This is a genomic window from Rhizobium sp. LjRoot254, from assembly GCF_964254105.1.
Classification (GTDB): Bacteria; Pseudomonadota; Alphaproteobacteria; order Rhizobiales; family Rhizobiaceae; genus Rhizobium_E.
Map to the genome: position 1 here is coordinate 2,952,470 of NZ_CAXUSM020000001.1, position 16,737 is coordinate 2,969,206.

Here is a 16,737-nt window from a genome sequence, read left to right on the forward strand (position 1 = left end):
GTGTCCTGCGAAAGTTCAGGTCCCGCAACGCCAGCTCGCTCGAAAACGTTGGACCGCCGCAATGTACCTACGGGATCGGGAACCACTTTCTTCATGTCCCCCAAATAGGCATCGGCAACTGTCTGCGCCCGCGTCATATATGCCTTGGTGTTACAGGCCTCAGCCCGCTTCCTCGTGCGCGCACTTCTCGGAAGCATCGTCATTCCCCGGCGGGCCGGTTCCTGCTTTGGCACCTTCGATCCCGTCGCCCAACCGCATTCGGGCACGCTCATCCACGCGTTCATTAATCTTCCGCTCAATATCGGCAAGCAGCTTCTGGTAAGCATCATCGTCGAAGCTCTCTTCTTCCGCCCGCATCCGGTCCTCGGCCAGCGTCCGCTGCAGCCCATCGACCTTCTCGATCGTCCGCACGATCAGCGACAACGCATCGCTCGCCGATTTCACATCCGCCTTGGCAAGCTTGATCTCGCCCTCGTCGGTGCCATCGAGCCGATCCTGTGCATCGACGCGGATCTTCTTGAACACATCGAACTGCGCCTTCAACTCGCCCTGCATCTCGTTGAGCAGGCTCTGCAGTGCTTCCGAGGGCGACGGCTCGGACTTGGTCTCGAGCAAAAGCTCATCCACCGCCTCCGCGATATCGGGCCGATAGACCGCCCCCCGCCCCACCGGCCACGCGCCGGCAAGCGCCGGATCGAAATCATCCGCGTCAGACATGGAAAACATTCCTATATTGGGAGATTGCTCCGATCCACTGCGCGGCACCGCCTGCGGCGCTCCATCATCCGCACTTATCGGATCATGTCATAACCCTACCAAACGACCGTCACGCCGTCAAGGATTATTTTCCCAATATTATATTTGACAAACCCAAATGAGGATGCTAAAACGATCCCAACAGCTTAGGGATTTCGGTGCAATCATGTCGGTTCTTTCGAGGGAATATTTTCACAGCGAGGCAGCAGCCTTCGCCCATGTGGAAAGCGTTCTGTGGCCTGAAGGCCCGGTTTGCCCGCATTGTGGCTGCATGGGCCGCGTGTATAAGCTGGAAGGCGTGTTCTCCAAGCCTTCGAAGAAGAACCCGGAAGGCGTTGAACGTCACGGCCTCAAGAAGTGCGGCGAATGCCGTAAGCAGTTCACTGTCCGCATCGGCACGATCTTTGAGGAAAGTCACATACCGCTGCACAAGTGGCTTCAGGCAATCCACCTGATGTGCTCTTCCAAGAAGGGCATAAGCTCTAACCAGCTTCATCGCGTTTTGGAGATCACCTTGAAGTCGGCTTGGTTCCTGTCGCACCGCATTCGTGAAGCCATGCGTGAAGGAAATCTTGGCCCGATGGGTGGCAACGGCAAGACTGTTGAGGCCGATGAAACCTACTTCGGCAAGAAGTCCGGTCCCGCACCCACGATGACGACCAGCGGCAAGCCGTTTACGAAGTCTGGCAAGACTGGACCGTCTCACAAGCGCGCCGTTCTCGGTCTTGTCGAGCGCGGCGGTGCGGTTCGTACCTTCCATGTCGAGCGCGCCGACAAGTTCACGGTCGCCAATCTGGTCATGGACAACGTGCATCACGAAAGCATCGTCTACACCGACGAAAGCCGCCTTTACACCGGTATGGACGCTCGCTTCGCCGATCACCAGACCACGAAACATTCGGCTGGCGAGTACGTCCGGTACGAAGGCGATGCAGTCATTCATTCGAACACGATTGAGAACTATTTCAGCGTCTTCAAGCGTGGCATGAAGGGCGTCTATCAGCATTGTGCTGAAAAGCACCTGCATCGCTATCTGGCGGAATTCGATTTCCGCTATAATAACCGCGTCGGTCTCGGCGTGAATGACAAAGAGCGGGCAATGAATGCCCTGATCGGTGTGGCTGGCAAGCGCCTGACTTATGATCAAGCTGGTATCTAAGGAACGATATCGGGGTTTTTCCTATCAGCTTTCCTTGTATTTTACCGACATCGAAGACTGATCTTGGAAATAGTGAATCATAATCAACGTCTTAGCGGATTTTTACTAAAACGTTGATTCTCATTGTGAATCTGGTATGGTTCATGGCGGTAGGAACGCCGATCACTCTCGACGCTTTCGCGTCTTATCCGATGTATGGCAGCACAGACGCAGCCTATCAATGTCGGACGAAACAGGAGCCGGGGCCTACCATTTCTTTTTGAAATCATACCCATAGAACCGGAAGATTTGCTCTTGGTCGCTGGACAGCGCCGCTTTCCAATCCGGGGTTGGCTGAAGAACCAAGCCGTAGTCTCGCTTATTGTCATCGGCATCCCAAGCGACTCGCGGGCTTAACGCCGTCGCATAATCGCAACAGCACGGCCCGGTATCGAGATTATCGACTGCCTGATAGAACGAACTTGCCGTAACATCTGCCAACTGAAGGCCCGCCCGCTGGGAATGGGGGTAGTTCTCGACTAGGTGCCAGCTCATGACTTCCGAGCGTGGCGACCATTTATTGAGAAGGATCGTCTTGCCAAAAGACTGGCGCTTCAGAAGGTCGTGATAGGCGGCGGTTTGGCTATAAGAATGGCCTCCAGTTTGGGAGAACACAAACTTGACGTGACGGCGCTCCAAACCCTCGTCTTGGGCAAAACGCAGGCAGTAATCGGTAACGCGCTCAAGCAGAATGCGAACGATCCAGTTATAAAACCACTGCTTGGCACCGACTTTTGCGGCCTTTTCGTTGCTGTAGCCGCGCATGTTCTTCTTATTGGAGGCTACGCAGAAAATTCGGATTGGGAGCTTTGCCATCTCCTGGCACATCGTTAGCTTTTGGGCATCCTCTAGGTCTTTGAAATGAATGATATGGCTATCCCTGAGACCGGCGGCTTTGTTCAGGTCAGTAACCCATTCCTTCGTCTCGTGGTCGCGATATCGGCGCACTAGAACCGCCGATATTACAAGCCACTCGGTGCTTCCAGTTTCATCGACCGGGCGCACGCGCTTTAAGCCCGGGTCCCCAGACTCATCAATATATGCTATGAACTCGTAGTCTGGAATTATTGGATCGCCCATGAGGATCGATAATGAACGCTAAAAGTGAAAAGTTGCAAGTGGACAAGTTCCGCGAAGCCGCCCGCGAACTGGAAACAGACGAGGACGAGAAGCGTTTTGACGAACGGCTAGGCAAGATCGCCAAGACGCAGCAGCCGAAAGCGACAAGTAAACCGAAGTGAGTACCTTTGGCCGTTTAAAGGGCATCGCCGGCTATCTTCGGGTAGAGGCGGAGTGTGGCTACTACGGCATGAAGATGATGAGTCTTCAACGCGGCTATAACAACGCACAATTTAGCCTTGAGGGCCTCTTGGAAGGGCTAGACGAACTCGACAGCGCACTTGATGTTGCGGAGGCGCTCGATACGCCGTTGCAAGCTGGAATGCGGGATAAAGGCAGCTTCGGACAGGAGCAGTCCAGAGAAAAGTGAAACCTCGAACGTCGATCTGATTGGCCTTCCATTCGGTCGGTATCCGGTGGGGATCACAACGCCGTCGAGCAGAAAGAAGTCGTCCGCTTCGTCCTCTTTGTAGACGGCGTATGGCTCAACCACAATCGGTTCGCCGTCATAGTTGCCGGTCACATAAACCTTAGCGCCGATCGCCTGACAAAGAATATCATCCGAGGTTGGCATCGTTGCCGGATTATTCTGACTGAAGCTTGGGCTGATACCTATTCCGATAGCAATTGGCATGCCGTTCTCCTAATGCTCAACTGTTTGGTGGTTCGTAAGTGGTGGAAGAACCCGAGGACTTCATGATGTTCACGCTTTTCAAACAGTTCTGCTTGGACGTGTAACTCTCGCTGCTGACCGCGATCTCTTCACCGTTGTCGCCGTAATAAACCCAACGCCATAAACTCTGATTGTCCTTGTACATCCAGTAGCAGGGATATTTCAGTCCATTAGGACGAACCGACATGATGATGTCTCTCCAGAAGGTTTTTGGTTTCCGATACGCATTCAATGACCGTTACTTCGGTATCGACGTTACCGCCGAGAGCGAGGCAGAAGCCCGCGTCCGCATTCAGGCAATCGCGGCTGCGGAGTTCGTCAGCGAATTTGATCCATCTGGCGATTCTCAACCCGAACGACTCACATTACCACAAACTCGCGTGGGTGTGTGAAATATAATGTTGGGATTATTTTCCTACATTAAGAGATTTGAAACGCAAAATCTCGCATCAGCCATCGCTGGTGAATCTTTGTAATCTAACCGCGAACGGTCAAGGGCGCCGTGCGATCAGATCTCGAACCACAAGACTGACTGCGCTTTCCGCAATACCTATCAAAGACAGGCCCTCTTCCAGGGTTAGTCGAACTTCTGGATGGATAATTGGATTTCGATGCAAGTCCTTTAGTTGTCTGAGGACACTGGTAATTTTCGGATCGACCCCGCATTTGTCCAATTCTGCAAGATACTGGCCCCAATTCTTGCTTTTTGGCAAGCTACCAGCGACGGCAATAGTGTATCTTTGAAGTAACGCGTCGACCGCGCGAAAAAGGTGAAACGCAGCTGCCGTAGGAACCTCAAATGCTAGACATTTGCCAGCTTCGCGAATATCAAAGATTTCAGAATCGCTAAACTCCGCAGTGACCTCAGATGAAAAGAGCGACGCCGCGTCCTCAATAAGTTTATCTATGCTATATGCCCTTTTAGGATAAACGTGATAAACTGGTTGATGCCCCAAATCCGCATCAAGTAATATATTTAAATTCGCCGTTAATTGATAAATAGACTGGCGATTTTTATCCAATATTTCGGCACGTTGATCTTCAGGCGATCGAAGCAATTCCTCGCCGAGCCGCATTATATTCCAGATAACCGGGCGAGTGGCGTCAAGAGAAAGCGGCCCTTTTGGGTCTCCGAGATAAGCGAGATAAGGCCATGCCGCCTGAAGAGTGGTCAATGCCAATTCAACCGTGTCCAACCCGCCAACCAATAAAGGCCGAAGATTCGCACTGAGTCTTGCATACCATGCTAAGCTTATTTTCTGCACAGCACTCTCCCAACAGCTGCGGACATTTGCTCCAGACATTGAACTACTTCAATATTTGAACAAGCAAATTCTTTTGGAATAATCACATGACCCACGACGACATCACCGCCATCGCCCTCTCGCTCCCAGGCGCGACCCAATCCGCCCATTTCGGCAAGCGCGACTTCCGCGCCCCGAAAATCTTCATGAGCCTGCCGGCCGAGACCACGGCAAATCTCAACCTGAAGCCCGACCAGCAATTGATGCTGCTGGGCCTCTATCCCTTGGAATTCTCGCCCTTACCAAACAAATGGGGCCAGCGCGGCTGGACCGCGATGCATCTCGACAGATGCAACAAAACGACCGCCGAGATGGCGGTCGAAATGGCGTGGCGCAACGTCGCGCCGAAGAAGCTGTTGGAGCAGAAGTCTTAGCCGAGCAGCGCCGACAAATCTTCCTCGCCGGCATAGCCGCGAACGATCCGGGCGACCATGTCGCGCACCGCGACGGGCAGCATCTCGCCCGCGCCGGCGGCCGGAATTTCGCGCTCGTCGAGCACCGCCGAAAGCCGCATCGCATTGGCCTTGGGTCCGAGGAATTCCGCGAGCTTGCGGGCAGCCAGGTGCCGGTCGCCGAGGAAATCGGCCTCGTAGGAGAGAAACAGCGGCTTGACCAGGCCTTCGCGTTCGGCGCGCTTCCAGGAGAGGTGGAATTCGGCGATCCAGGCGGCAAAGCGTCCGGCGACCAGCATCAGCCGGTCCTCGCGGTCGAGTCCGGCGAAACCTGCCGGCATCATCGCGGCCACGGCGCTGTCCTCGGTCAGTGCGGCCACTTCGATCTCTGCGATCGTGTCGAAGATGTTGCGGGTCACGACCACCGGGCGGATATTGTAAAGCGCCAGCATGCGCGCCGCATAGGGCGTGCAGCGGGCCGCATGGCGGGCCACATAGCCGGCACCCATCATCAGGCCTTCGCGGATCAATGCGAATTCATCGGGCTCCTGGTCCAGCGTCGAGGCGCCGAGCAGCACCGGCTCGGCAGCACCGGCAACGATATTGGCGGTCAGCAGGCCGAGCGCGATCGAAAGCGCGCCGTCGAGAAAATCGGGGGCCGCGCCGGGAGCTGCGGTCACGAGCACGTTGAGGCGGTCGTTGCGGGCGGCCGTCAGCTTGGCGCGCATCATCATTTCGGCGAAATAGCCGCGGTCGAGTGCCAGCAGATCGAGGCTTTCGCGCGGAATGTTGGGCAGGAAGAACGGGTTGGCCCAGGTCATGCCGGCGGCATATTCGAGGCCCTGCTGCGGCGGCTGCCGGTAGAGAAAATCATGGCACATCGCATCGAGGGCCGCCACATCGGAAACCGACGATATCGCGTGCAGGAAAGAACCGAATTCCTGTGCCTGATCGTCTTTTCTCGCCAGATTGTCCATGCCGTCTCATCCCTTTCAATGAACCAATATCCCGAATTCTATGGCCCGAGCCTTTCCCCAGACTGGCGCTTGGCCGATATCGGGGAATCGGCGCGTCAACCGAGAATTTCGCGCCAGTCAGCGAGATCACGATAAGCCATGAAGGCATCTATGACCCGCTTGCGGAGCGCACCTTGAATCACGCTTCCCCGTCCGGCTACGCCCTTGTTGAAATGCGTGCCCCGGTCGCCCTTGCCACGGTCGAGGGCCGTAAACAGCGACTCCACGTCGCTGGCGCTGCGGCCCAGCCATTCACAGATGCGCGCAGCGAGTGCCGCTTTGTCCCCGAGCATTTCATTCTCATAGGAAATCCAGAACGGTTTTATCAGTCCGGCGCGATCAAGAAGGCTCCAGGACACATGATAATGGACATAGGTCATCAGTGACCGGTCCAACAGATGGTGCATCCGCTCCTCGAACTCCATCTTGGACCAGAGCCGCGGCAGGCCGAGCTCCGTGTAGGGCGAGACGTCGTTGCCGGCGACTTCGCCGATATTCTTGAGACAAAAGTCGTCGAGCGAGACGAGGCAATCGAAGATATTGCGCTTCAGCAGGACGAACTTGAGTTTGTAGAGTTCCGCCTGCTGCGCCAGGAAGCGCGTACACAGCATGTGATGATGCGCCACGAAGCCGCCGGGCGTCAGGCAAGCGTTGAGCAGCGCGATCTCATCGATCTCATGCGGCCGGGTACCTGCACCAAGCACCGCATAGTCATACGGGCGGGCGAGCAGCATCAGTAGGCTGGTCTTCGGCAACCGGAAGGCATGACCGAGTGCTGCCGAAATGAAGGTCGAGCCCGACTTCATCGGCGCCGACACGATGATGCGCTCGGACACCGTCTGAGCTGCCGAGGCGCGGGCCTGAGCAAGAAAATACTGCAACTGCAGCGGATTGATCTGCATCTGGCCCTTCGATTTGTCGCTCGGCACGAAAAAGGGGCTGGCCAGATTGCCGAATGCAAAGGTCTTCCGCTGCGCGTTCACGTCCTTCATGGTCATGACCTCGTCGGCCACCTTGCGGACGGAATCAAGATCAGGTGCCCTGATCAGCATCTCAATGAATGCATCCGGATTTTGCTGTATCATTCAAGCGCTCCTGTTTGGGCAGGAACGCTATTCGGCAGCGCTTGTCCGAGGCTGAAGTTCGCGCCCGACCACCACATCGTCGACTGAATGCACCCACACTCGCCGGCAAAGCGCCCGTTAGCCGTCGCGCCGGAAGGTCGAGAACTGGAACTTCTGGATACTGCCCCATGGCGTGACGTGTTCGTGCCGCCGGTGATCGATTAGCGTAAACCCCTTGCCGAGCAGCCCGCCTAGCGAATCCGCGTCGTGCCGCGCCACCGGCAGGCCGCTGCATTTCTCGGGTCCATCGGGTGCAAAGGTTCCGATGATCACGTGCCCACCCTTGCGGAGCCCGAGCTTCAGCCGTTCGATATACGCGGCCTGGTCCTCATGCTCGGTGAGAAAATGAAACGCCGCCCGGTCGTGCCAGATGTCATAGGCAGCCTCGCGCGGCTCCCATGCCGTCGCATCGGCGGCGATCCACTCGACGGCGTCGCCTTTCTTGCCGAGCCGCGCCCGCGCCGCGGCAAGGGCGGCCTCCGAGAGGTCAAGAACGGCGAGACCGGTGAACCCCTTGTCCAGCAGGCTATCGACCAGCCGCGACGCCCCGCCGCCGACATCGATGACCGCATCCGCCGGCTTCGCACCCGCCACCGCCAGCAGTTCGAGCGATATCGCCGGCGTCTCCTGGAACCAGCTGACATCGGCCTCGCCCTTGGTCGAGTACACGTTTTCCCAATGCGTGCGGCGTTCGTTCATGTGAACCTCCCAATCGTCGATTGCGCTAAATCTTCCGCAGCTTTGGAGCTTCATCAACCAAGGCAGTTACGCACCTCGGCCGGAACTTCGCCGTTTTCAAATTCGACGATACCATACCTGGTCCTGGTCTCACCATTTGCGTGATAAGGCTCGGCATAATAGAAATATGTCCGCCTCGGCGCTTCGAGATTTGGACCATCGGCCCTGACATAAAACATTCCATATATCGCTTTGATACCAAGTGCCTCGTTCGAATATCCCTGCGTCTCGAATACCTTCCGGTAGCTGATGGGAATGTCGGCCCGCTTGCCGCGGATATAGCATCCGGGCTGCCCGCAATCGCTTGTGATAAAGTAAGAATAATCGGTTGGCTCCCGGAGCGAGCCCCAGATCTGCTGCCCCCTCGGCTCAAGAATTTCTGGACGATAGGAATTCATCGCCAACGACACCGGGTCGGAAAGGTCGACGCAGGTTCCGAGATCGCCCGCGATAGAGGCGGAGTTCAAGCCAGCCAGCAGCAGCGCCGTGACGAACCATTTCCGGCCAAAGTTCATTCCGGCCCCCTGCCCGTTCAAGCCTTCTGCTTCTTCCGCTTCCGCGCACTCTCCGGTACTTCACCCGGCCAGCTCACTTCGTGATCCTCGTAGTCGTCCCAATCGACGTCGGTCTCGTCCACCGTCCGGTCGCGCACCGAGATGCCGGCGGCATGCACCGTGTCCGGATCGCCGGAGAGCAGCGGGTGCCACCAATAGAGGTCGCGGCCTTCTTTCACCAGCCGGTAGCCGCAGGTCGGCGGCAGCCAGGTCAACGTCTCGACCTCCTCGACGGTCAGCCGGATGCAATCGGGCACGAAGTCCTTGCGGTTGGGATAATTGGTGCAGCGACAGCTATTGCCGTCGAGCAGCTTGCAGCGGATGTCGGTCCAGACGACCTCCCCTGTATCCTCGTATTCGAGCTTGTTGAGACAACAGCGGCCGCAGCCGTCGCACAGGCTTTCCCATTCCTCGCCGGTCATCTCGCGAAGCGTCTTTTGTTTCCAGAATGGAACAGGCTCTGTCATATCGCGAATTCGTGTCCTGCCTGAAACGTCTTCTTCTTGCTGTTTTGGCGAAAATCGGCAAACATCTGGCAAGGCCGCAGCGTTTATACCCAAGCGCCGCACTTGGCCAGTATTACCTGGGATCCTGCAATGGCCGACGACGGCGAAGACCTGAAGAACAAGCGTCTGAAGAGCCACTTCTTCCTCCGGCTCGACGCCTGGCTCGACTCCACGCTCTGGGCCGCCGGCTTTCGTTTCCTCGACTTATGGGAAGAGATCACCATCTTTTTCCGGCGCTTCCGTGTCAAGGGCTGGAAGCGCATCCCGGTCGAACTCGCGGGCGAAGCCCTGACCTGGGGCGCGGTCGGCATGATCGCCATGCTGGCGCTTGCCAAGCCCGCGTTCGAGATCGCCAAGAGCGACTGGCGAAAGAAATCGGATTTCGCCGTCACCTTCCTCGATCGCTACGGCAATGTCATCGGCCATCGCGGCATCATCCATGAGGATTCCGTGCCGATCGACGAGCTGCCGGACCATCTGGTCAAGGCGGTGCTGGCGACCGAGGACCGGCGCTTTTTCGAGCATTTCGGCATCGATTTCCTCGGCCTGTTCCGCGCGGTCAGCGAAAATGCCCGCGCCGGCGGCGTCGTCCAGGGCGGCTCGACGCTGACCCAGCAGCTCGCCAAGAACCTGTTCCTTTCCAACGAGCGCTCCTTCGACCGCAAGATCAAGGAAGCGTTCCTGGCGCTGTGGATCGAGACGCATATGACGAAGAAGGAGATCCTCTCGCTTTATCTCGACCGCGCCTATATGGGCGGCGGCACGTTCGGCGCAGCGGCGGCGGCGCGGTTCTATTTCAACAAGGAACTCCCCGACCTCACGCTCGCCGAGTCGGCCATGATCGCCGGCCTGTTCAAGGCCCCGGCGAAATACGCCCCCCATGTCAACCTGCCCGCTGCCCGCGCCCGCGCCAACGAGGTGCTGACCAACCTCGTGCAGGGCGGATTGATGACCGAGGGCGAGGTGATCGATGCCCGCCGCCATCCCGCCACCGCCGTCGATCGCAGCACGAGGGAAGCACCGGATTTCTTCCTCGACTGGGCCTATGAGCAGACGCTCGATCTGGCCCGAAAGCAGGACTTCTCCGACCATACGCTTGTTGTGCGCACCACGCTCGATGCCGGGCTGCAACATGCGGCCGAGCAGGCCGTCGAGACGGGCCTGCGCCAATATGGCGAGACCTACCGCGTCAAGCAGGGCGCGATGGTGGTGATCGAGAACGGCGGCGCGGTGCGCGCCATGGTCGGCGGCCGCGACTATGGCGAAAACCAGTTCAACCGCGCCACCAAGGCGCTGCGCCAGCCCGGCTCGTCGTTCAAGGTCTATACCTATTCGCTGGCGATGGAAAAAGGCCTGACCCCGACGACGCCGATCGTCGATGCGCCCATCTGCTGGGGCAACTGGTGCCCGGGCAATTACGGCAACAGTTATGCCGGCCGGATCGACATCCAGACGGCGATCGCGAAATCGATCAACACCATTCCCGTGCGCCTCACCAAGGAGAAGTTCGGCAAGAAGCCTATCGACCAGGTTGTGGCGCTTGCGAAGAAATTCGGCGTCGAGACGCCGCTGCGCAACGACGTCACGGTGCCGCTCGGCTCATCGGAAGTCACTGTGCTCGACCAGGCGACGGCCTATGCGGTCTTTCCGACCGGCGGCCTGGAGTCGCGCCGTCACGGCATCAGCCAGATCACCGATTACGGTGGCAACGTGCTCTACGATTTCGACCGTGACGCCCCGCCCGCCAAACGGGTGCTCACGCAGCAGGCCGCCGACTACATGAACCACATGCTGACCCGCATTCCCTATGTCGGCACCGCCCGCAAGGCGGCCGTCGATGGCGTGCTGACGGGCGGCAAGACCGGCACGACGCAAGGCTATCGCGACGCCTGGTTCGGCGGTTTCACCGGCAATTTCACCGCGGCGGTCTGGTTCGGCAACGACGACTATACCTCCTCCAACAACATGACAGGCGGCTCGCTCCCGGCGATGACCTTCAAGCTGGTGATGGACTACGCCCATCAGGGCCTGGCGCTCAGAACCATCCCCGGCGCCGACCCCGCCCCCGAAATCGCCGAGCTGGTGAACAAGGAAAAGCCTGTCGTCGAGAAGACCGAAGAAACCGCCGACGCCGCCCCGACCTTCATCCGGCCACGCATGCTGACCGTGGCGAGCACCAGGGTGGTGAAGGATATCGGCGAGCGGCTGAAGGATGCAAAACCGCTGAAGAAGCTGGAGAAGGTGGCGAGTGTGGAGTGAGGGGGCAGGCACACGTTTTCAGGATGGCTCCGGGTCATCAGCCCGATATTGCGCGTTTGACTTTCCGATATCTAAAGTCGATTCCATAATGCCCATTATCAAATATTGACACAGCCAATCTTGTCTGAGTTTCAGGCATGGTTTTTGTGCGAAGCGAACCATTAAAATGACACACGATCGCAGACGTGCATAAATCTTGATTCTGCAGACTTGGAGAAATCGGGTTCAGGCGGTTGCCGTCAGGTCATCAAGTCTCGGGACACCTACCGGCTCTTTCCCTTCCTTACTCCTGGAATGAAACCCAAAATCGACAAAGTTAAAATCACTACGGCGCCAAGCACATACACAAATATAAAAGAGTTTCTCCAAATCTGTATATAGCCAACTTCGTTTGCGAGGCCGATAATTCTCATGTGGGCGAGTGTATATATAAAACCCAAGGCCAAAGAAATTGTCGGTAATGCGAGAAGAAAAACTAGAATGTACATTGCGACCACACCGAAAAACCTCGACGCCTTCATAATCATTACCTCGTGAACCCTCACCCGGCCAGATAGGCTTCCAGCTTGTCGAGGCAGCCGTTCCAACCCATGGCATGCATGTCCCTGACCGCTTCGCTCGAGAAGCGCTCGTGGTTAAGCACCAGCTCGGTACCCTCGGCGTGCGGCAGGAAGGAGACGCGCACCAGGCTCGGCGGGTCGGCAAGATTGCTGATCGTCCAGGTATAGGCGAGTTCCTCGGGTGGTCGGACGGTGACGAACTGGCCGGAAATCCAGACGATCGAACCGTCTGTCTCGAGGTTGGCGAGCCGGAACTCACCACCTTCCCGCAGATCGACCTTCGCCTCTGAGCAGGAAATATGGGCAGGACCCCACCATCTGACCAGCGCCGCCGGGTCCATCCAGGCGGCATAGACCTTTTCCCGCTCGGCCCGGATGACGCGCGACATGCGCAAAGAGGTGGCCTGCATATCAGTTTCCCCCGCCTTCCATGAAATCCGCGAAGCGGTCGAGCTTGTCGCTCCAGAAGCCACGATAATCGCCGATCCAGGCCTCGGCGCTACGCAGTGCCGCAGGCGCGAGCACCAGCGTCTGCGTATGGCCCTCGCGGCGCCGCTCGATCAGCCCGGCATCTTCGAGAACCATCAGATGCTTGGAAATCGCATTGACCGACATGTCGTAATGAGCGGCGAGCTCGTTGACGCGCGCTGGCTTCTCGGAAAGCCGCCGCATCAGCGCGCGCCGCGTCCGATTGGCAAGGGCGTGGAACACGCCGTCCAGCCGGTCGTCATCGGAACTGTGGATCATTTCGTCAACCATCTGGTTGACACCTTAGGCGACGGAGCCTAAAAAGGCAAGCATCAACCAAATGGTTGACACGCTGGCACCAACAGGGAGAACAATCATGTCGATCCATCAAGAAACCCGCCTCTCGGGACCTCCGTCCAGGGTCTACGACATCCTGACCAAATCCGACCTGTTCGCGAAGATGACCGGCGGCCGGGCGGCGGACATTTCCACGGAACCGGGCGGCGCGGTCAGCCTGTTCGGCGGCGACATCAGGGCGCGCAACGTCGAACTGGTGCCGGGAAAGCGAGTGGTCCAGGCGTGGCGGTCGCAGGCCTGGCCCGAGGGCGTCTATTCGATCGTCCGGTTCGAGCTTGCCGCGGACGGCGCCGGCACACTGCTCACCTTCGACCAGGCCGGATATCCTGATAGTGCCCATGACATGCTGGCGGGCGGCTGGTCCAAGATGTACTGGTCGCCGATGGATGCAATGCTCTCGGCTACTTGAGCGCCGCCACCACCCGATCGGCCATCGCGGCGCAACGGGCGCCGTCGAATGGGAAAAGCGCCGAGAACGAACCCGTGAGTTCCTTCTCGATTGCCTCGCGCATCAGCTTGCGGGCGCGGAACAGGCGCGTCTTGACAGTCTCCGGCTTGAGGTCGAGCAGCACGGCGGTCTCCTCGATGTTCATGCCGTGGACGTCGCGCAGGATGAAGACCGGGCGGAAGCTGAGCGGCAGGCTGTCGACCGCGCGTTCCAGCAGGCGCCGCGCCTGGTTGCGCGAAGCCTCGGCTTCCGGATCGGGCGCGGAAATCGAAGTCGGGAAATGAATGAGATTGGCGCTGCGGCTCCGCGATGGCATGTCGAGTTCCTCCAGCGGCGTGGTGCGGCGCGCCTTGCGCAGGCGGCCGAGCGCCTCGTTGAGCGCGATCCGCGTCAGCCAGGTCGCGAGTTGGGATTCATTCCGGAACGAGGTGAGATTGGTAAACGCGCTGACATAGGTCGCCTGCACGACGTCCTCGGCCTCGGAATCGTTGCGGAGAACGGCACGCGCGAGGCGAAACAATTGCTGGTTATGACGCCGGACGATGACCCGCATCGCGGTCTCGTCCCCTGCCCGCGCCAGCGTCATGAGTTCGACATCGGAGAGCGCCGCCGTCTCCGCCCGCCGTTCCGCCGCTGCTGTCATACGCATTTACACCTCCGCATTCACGCTTGGTCGAGGGATGCCCGGCTATTGCCGGACATCCAGTTTTCCCACCATGGCCGGATGGAAACGGCAGTAGTAATCCACCATGCCTGCCTTGCTGATCGTCATCCGCACCTCCGCCTTCGGCGGCAGGTCGACATCGAAGCTCTTGTCGCGCGCCGTGGCCGTGTGGCGGAATATATCATCGTTTCGCCAGACGATCACATCGCCGACCTTGAGTTCCGCAGGCGCGGCGCCGAATTTCATCTTCTCGATGGCGATCTCGTAGTCCGCAGCCGACGCGACACCGCTGCTCGCAGCGGCAAGGATGACGAGTATCGACACGCGCCTCAGATTGGTGAACGGCCCCATCATGCCGGCCTATTTCACGCTCGTGGCGAGATGCTCGGCGTGCATCTGATGTTGCTTGAACAGCGTCAGGCCGGTTTCCAGCAGCGCCTTGAGCTCGGCATTGTCGGCCGAAGGGATAAGCGTTGTCTCAAGTGCGCCGTTGACGGCCTTGTGGTAGGCGACCTCGTTTTCGACATAGGCCTTGTCGAACGCATCGCCCTCGAGCGCGCCCAGCGCGTCGTGCTTCTTCCGGGCATCCGCCGTCAGCGATTTGCTGATATCGTTGTCCTCGGGCGTGACATTGAGCTTCTTGACCAGCGCCAAGGCCTGCTCGTTCACGGCCCTGTGGTCGCGCTCCATGGTCGTCGCGAATTCGATGACGGCGGGGTTCTTCGATTTCGCCAGCGCCTGCTGCGCGGCAGTCACGTCGATCTGTCCGGCGGTGTAGGCGATGTGGGCGATCTGCGGGTCCGTCACATCGGCGGCGACCGCACTTCCGGCCATGCCCAGCAAGGCAGCAATGGCGGTGACGGCGAAAACTTGTTTCAACATTTCATTCTCCATGGGTCCAAGCGCCTCAATATCCACCAGCCGGAGACCCGCCTGGCTGGGATGGTGCGCATTGGATGAAAATGCCTGGAGAAAGTTCCCGGAAAAATTCGGCCTTTCGATTTGGCTGGCACGCGGCACTGCCCATTTCTAGGTAGTTAATATTCACTGCCCGGCAATAACCCTTCATTAACCATATCTTGACACGCTTTCCTCACGTCTTGGACTCGGACAAAGGAAGCGCCTGGTATGCCCGTGATCACTGTCGCCAACACCAAGGGTGGGGCGGGTAAGACAACAGCCGCGGCGCTTGTTGCCACCGAGCTTGCCCAGATGGGCCTGAACGTCACCGTCTTCGACAGCGATCCGCAGCATTGGTTCAGCCAGTGGTTCGAGACGGCCAAGCCGCGGGGGCCGATCTCGCTGGTCAACCATGTGACGGCCTCGGCGCTCGAAGGCCATATGCGGCACATGGACCGTGCCCGCGATTATTACCTCATCGATCTCGCCGGCGAACGCAACCAGTTCACCGCCACGGCGCTGGCCTTTTCCAGCCACGTGCTGATCCCGGTGCAGGGTGCCGGCATGGATGCCAAGGGGGCAGCCAAGATCCTCGACATCCTCGCCCGGATCAAATCAGAGACCGGTGTCGCCATTCCCCATTCCGTGCTGCTTTCCCGCGTCAACCCCATGGTCACCACGCATTCGCTGCTGGCGATCAAGGGCCTGCTCGCCCAGCGCGGCGTGGCGGTGCTGGCGACCCCGGTGATCGAGCGCGCCGCCTTCCGCGAGATGTTCGACAAGGGCATCACGCTCTACGACATGGAGGCCCAGAAGGTCTCCAACCTCGACAAGGCGGTGCTCAATGCCAAGGCGCTGGCCGACGAGGTGATGCGGCTGTTGCCGGTACGCATGGTCTCGTCGCCATCCCGCAAGCGCCCGTGGGGCTGGGGCCGGGCGGCGTAAGCGCTTGAAGACTGGCGCGGGCCGGTGCCGAGATGTATGGGGTTACGCAAAGTGCCCTCATCTTCCGAAAGCCCCGCCATGCAGCCTTGGGAACTCATCGACGAAGCGAATATTCCCGGCAGCGGCGAGACGCTCAGGCTGAAGCGGCGTGGCCAGGAATTCTCGATCATGCTCGGCGCCAACGAGCTGATGAACAGCCGGCTGAGCGGCTCGGAAAAGGCGCTGGCGACGCTGTCGCTCGAGAAGCTCGGCGGGCGCAAATCTCCGCATATCCTGATCGGCGGGCTCGGCATGGGCTTCACGCTACGCGCGGCGCTGGAAGCGGCTGGCGACACGGCGCGGATCACGGTCGCCGAACTCGTGCCCGCCGTCATCGCCTGGGCCAGAGGCCCGATGGCCGACCTGCATGGAGCCTCGCTTGCCGATCCGCGCGTAACGATATTCGAGGGCGATGTCGGCGCCGCCATCCGCGCGGAGAAAGCGGGTTACGATGCGATCCTGCTCGATGTCGATAACGGCCCCGATGGCTTGAGCCGCCCGTCCAATGACGCGCTCTACAATGCCAGGGGATTGGGCGAAGCCAAGGCGGCTCTTACAACCGGCGGCGTGCTCGCGGTATGGTCCTCCGCCCCCGACGCAGCCTTCACCCGCCGGCTGAAGCAGGCCGGCTTTACGACCGAGGAGAAGCCGGTGCGCGCGCATGGCAAATCCGGCGCGCGGCACATGATCTGGCTGGCCGCGAAGCCGGGGTGAGGA

At 59.1% G+C, this 16,737-nt stretch carries 23 protein-coding genes; 8 read left to right on the forward strand and 15 right to left on the reverse strand.

What is annotated here, in order from left to right:
- Window positions 1-159 precede the first annotated feature (159 nt).
- Window positions 160-717, reverse strand: coding sequence for a hypothetical protein (locus ACSQ26_RS14550; protein ID WP_436009934.1), 558 nt, complete (start codon window positions 715-717; stop codon window positions 160-162).
- A 205-nt stretch (window positions 718-922) separates the two neighbouring features.
- Between ACSQ26_RS14550 and ACSQ26_RS14555 the strand changes: the two genes are divergently transcribed.
- Window positions 923-1,915: an IS1595 family transposase gene (locus ACSQ26_RS14555; RefSeq protein WP_436009936.1), complete on the forward strand. Its 993-nt coding sequence runs from the start codon at window positions 923-925 to the stop codon at window positions 1,913-1,915.
- Between the two features lie 246 nt (window positions 1,916-2,161).
- Here ACSQ26_RS14555 and ACSQ26_RS14560 read toward each other — a convergent pair whose 3' ends face one another.
- Window positions 2,162-3,034 (reverse strand): DUF3800 domain-containing protein, encoded by an 873-nt coding sequence (locus ACSQ26_RS14560; protein WP_436009938.1) that lies wholly within the window; start codon window positions 3,032-3,034, stop codon window positions 2,162-2,164.
- Window positions 3,035-3,045: 11 nt separating this feature from the next.
- Here ACSQ26_RS14560 and ACSQ26_RS14565 point away from each other — a divergent pair, with 11 nt between their 5' ends.
- The gene (locus ACSQ26_RS14565) at window positions 3,046-3,195 is read left to right on the forward strand and encodes a hypothetical protein (RefSeq protein WP_436009940.1); all 150 of its coding nucleotides are present in this window, start codon (window positions 3,046-3,048) and stop codon (window positions 3,193-3,195) included.
- A 137-nt stretch (window positions 3,196-3,332) separates the two neighbouring features.
- Here the strand turns inward: ACSQ26_RS14565 and ACSQ26_RS14570 are convergent, their stop codons facing one another.
- Both ACSQ26_RS14570 and ACSQ26_RS14575 read right to left on the reverse strand, forming a co-directional pair.
- Window positions 3,333-3,707, reverse strand: coding sequence for a hypothetical protein (locus ACSQ26_RS14570; RefSeq protein ID WP_436009942.1), 375 nt, complete (start codon window positions 3,705-3,707; stop codon window positions 3,333-3,335).
- A 16-nt stretch (window positions 3,708-3,723) separates the two neighbouring features.
- Window positions 3,724-3,933, reverse strand: a complete 210-nt coding sequence (locus tag ACSQ26_RS14575) for a DUF1508 domain-containing protein (RefSeq protein ID WP_436009944.1) — start codon at window positions 3,931-3,933, stop codon at window positions 3,724-3,726.
- On the opposite strand from ACSQ26_RS14575, the gene ACSQ26_RS14580 reads away from it, so the two are divergent.
- On the forward strand, window positions 3,932-4,138 hold the full coding sequence (locus ACSQ26_RS14580; RefSeq protein WP_436009946.1) for a hypothetical protein: 207 nt from the start codon (window positions 3,932-3,934) through the stop codon (window positions 4,136-4,138). The genes ACSQ26_RS14575 and ACSQ26_RS14580 overlap by 2 nt on opposite strands.
- 99 nt (window positions 4,139-4,237) lie before the next feature.
- Here ACSQ26_RS14580 and ACSQ26_RS14585 read toward each other — a convergent pair whose 3' ends face one another.
- Complete coding sequence (locus tag ACSQ26_RS14585; RefSeq protein WP_436009948.1) at window positions 4,238-5,011, reverse strand: hypothetical protein; 774 nt, start codon at window positions 5,009-5,011, stop codon at window positions 4,238-4,240.
- Window positions 5,012-5,097: 86 nt separating this feature from the next.
- Here ACSQ26_RS14585 and ACSQ26_RS14590 point away from each other — a divergent pair, with 86 nt between their 5' ends.
- On the forward strand, window positions 5,098-5,424 hold the full coding sequence (locus tag ACSQ26_RS14590) for an MmcQ/YjbR family DNA-binding protein (protein ID WP_436009950.1): 327 nt from the start codon (window positions 5,098-5,100) through the stop codon (window positions 5,422-5,424).
- Here the strand turns inward: ACSQ26_RS14590 and ACSQ26_RS14595 are convergent.
- The 5 genes from ACSQ26_RS14595 to ACSQ26_RS14615 form a co-directional block, all read right to left on the reverse strand.
- Window positions 5,421-6,419: a hypothetical protein gene (locus ACSQ26_RS14595; RefSeq protein ID WP_436009952.1), complete on the reverse strand. Its 999-nt coding sequence runs from the start codon at window positions 6,417-6,419 to the stop codon at window positions 5,421-5,423. The genes ACSQ26_RS14590 and ACSQ26_RS14595 overlap by 4 nt on opposite strands.
- 95 nt (window positions 6,420-6,514) lie before the next feature.
- The gene (locus tag ACSQ26_RS14600; RefSeq protein WP_436009954.1) at window positions 6,515-7,543 is read right to left on the reverse strand and encodes a hypothetical protein; all 1,029 of its coding nucleotides are present in this window, start codon (window positions 7,541-7,543) and stop codon (window positions 6,515-6,517) included.
- Window positions 7,544-7,660: 117 nt separating this feature from the next.
- Window positions 7,661-8,281 carry a class I SAM-dependent methyltransferase gene (locus ACSQ26_RS14605; RefSeq protein WP_436009956.1) on the reverse strand — a complete coding sequence of 207 codons (621 nt, stop codon included), beginning with the start codon at window positions 8,279-8,281 and terminating at the stop codon, window positions 7,661-7,663.
- A gap of 53 nt (window positions 8,282-8,334) precedes the next feature.
- Window positions 8,335-8,835, reverse strand: a complete 501-nt coding sequence (locus ACSQ26_RS14610; RefSeq protein WP_436009958.1) for a hypothetical protein — start codon at window positions 8,833-8,835, stop codon at window positions 8,335-8,337.
- Between the two features lie 17 nt (window positions 8,836-8,852).
- A complete protein-coding gene (locus ACSQ26_RS14615; protein WP_436009960.1) occupies window positions 8,853-9,341 on the reverse strand; it encodes a YcgN family cysteine cluster protein in 489 nt (162 codons plus the stop codon).
- Between the two features lie 129 nt (window positions 9,342-9,470).
- On the opposite strand from ACSQ26_RS14615, the gene ACSQ26_RS14620 reads away from it, so the two are divergent.
- On the forward strand, window positions 9,471-11,639 hold the full coding sequence (locus ACSQ26_RS14620; RefSeq protein WP_436009962.1) for a transglycosylase domain-containing protein: 2,169 nt from the start codon (window positions 9,471-9,473) through the stop codon (window positions 11,637-11,639).
- 541 nt (window positions 11,640-12,180) lie between these two features.
- Here ACSQ26_RS14620 and ACSQ26_RS14625 read toward each other — a convergent pair.
- On the reverse strand, window positions 12,181-12,609 hold the full coding sequence (locus ACSQ26_RS14625) for an SRPBCC family protein (RefSeq protein ID WP_436009964.1): 429 nt from the start codon (window positions 12,607-12,609) through the stop codon (window positions 12,181-12,183).
- A 1-nt stretch (window position 12,610) separates the two neighbouring features.
- Entirely contained in the window at window positions 12,611-12,958 is a 348-nt protein-coding gene (locus ACSQ26_RS14630; protein ID WP_436009966.1) for an ArsR/SmtB family transcription factor, read from the reverse strand.
- A gap of 85 nt (window positions 12,959-13,043) precedes the next feature.
- Here ACSQ26_RS14630 and ACSQ26_RS14635 point away from each other — a divergent pair, with 85 nt between their 5' ends.
- A complete protein-coding gene (locus ACSQ26_RS14635) occupies window positions 13,044-13,433 on the forward strand; it encodes an SRPBCC domain-containing protein (RefSeq protein WP_436009968.1) in 390 nt (129 codons plus the stop codon).
- Here the strand turns inward: ACSQ26_RS14635 and ACSQ26_RS14640 are convergent.
- Genes ACSQ26_RS14640 through ACSQ26_RS14650 form a run of 3 tightly spaced genes read right to left on the reverse strand, consistent with a single transcriptional unit; the run spans window position 13,426 to window position 15,018 of the window.
- The gene (locus ACSQ26_RS14640) at window positions 13,426-14,115 is read right to left on the reverse strand and encodes an RNA polymerase sigma factor (RefSeq protein ID WP_436015280.1); all 690 of its coding nucleotides are present in this window, start codon (window positions 14,113-14,115) and stop codon (window positions 13,426-13,428) included. The two genes, ACSQ26_RS14635 and ACSQ26_RS14640, sit on opposite strands and share 8 nt — an antisense overlap.
- A gap of 45 nt (window positions 14,116-14,160) precedes the next feature.
- Complete coding sequence (locus ACSQ26_RS14645; RefSeq protein ID WP_436015282.1) at window positions 14,161-14,487, reverse strand: cupredoxin domain-containing protein; 327 nt, start codon at window positions 14,485-14,487, stop codon at window positions 14,161-14,163.
- Between the two features lie 9 nt (window positions 14,488-14,496).
- Window positions 14,497-15,018, reverse strand: a complete 522-nt coding sequence (locus ACSQ26_RS14650; RefSeq protein ID WP_436009970.1) for a DUF4142 domain-containing protein — start codon at window positions 15,016-15,018, stop codon at window positions 14,497-14,499.
- Window positions 15,019-15,264: 246 nt separating this feature from the next.
- Here ACSQ26_RS14650 and ACSQ26_RS14655 point away from each other — a divergent pair, with 246 nt between their 5' ends.
- Window positions 15,265-15,981, forward strand: a complete 717-nt coding sequence (locus tag ACSQ26_RS14655; RefSeq protein WP_436009972.1) for a ParA family protein — start codon at window positions 15,265-15,267, stop codon at window positions 15,979-15,981.
- Between the two features lie 78 nt (window positions 15,982-16,059).
- Entirely contained in the window at window positions 16,060-16,734 is a 675-nt protein-coding gene (locus tag ACSQ26_RS14660) for a hypothetical protein (protein ID WP_436009974.1), read from the forward strand.
- The last annotated feature ends 3 nt before the right edge of the window (window positions 16,735-16,737 follow it).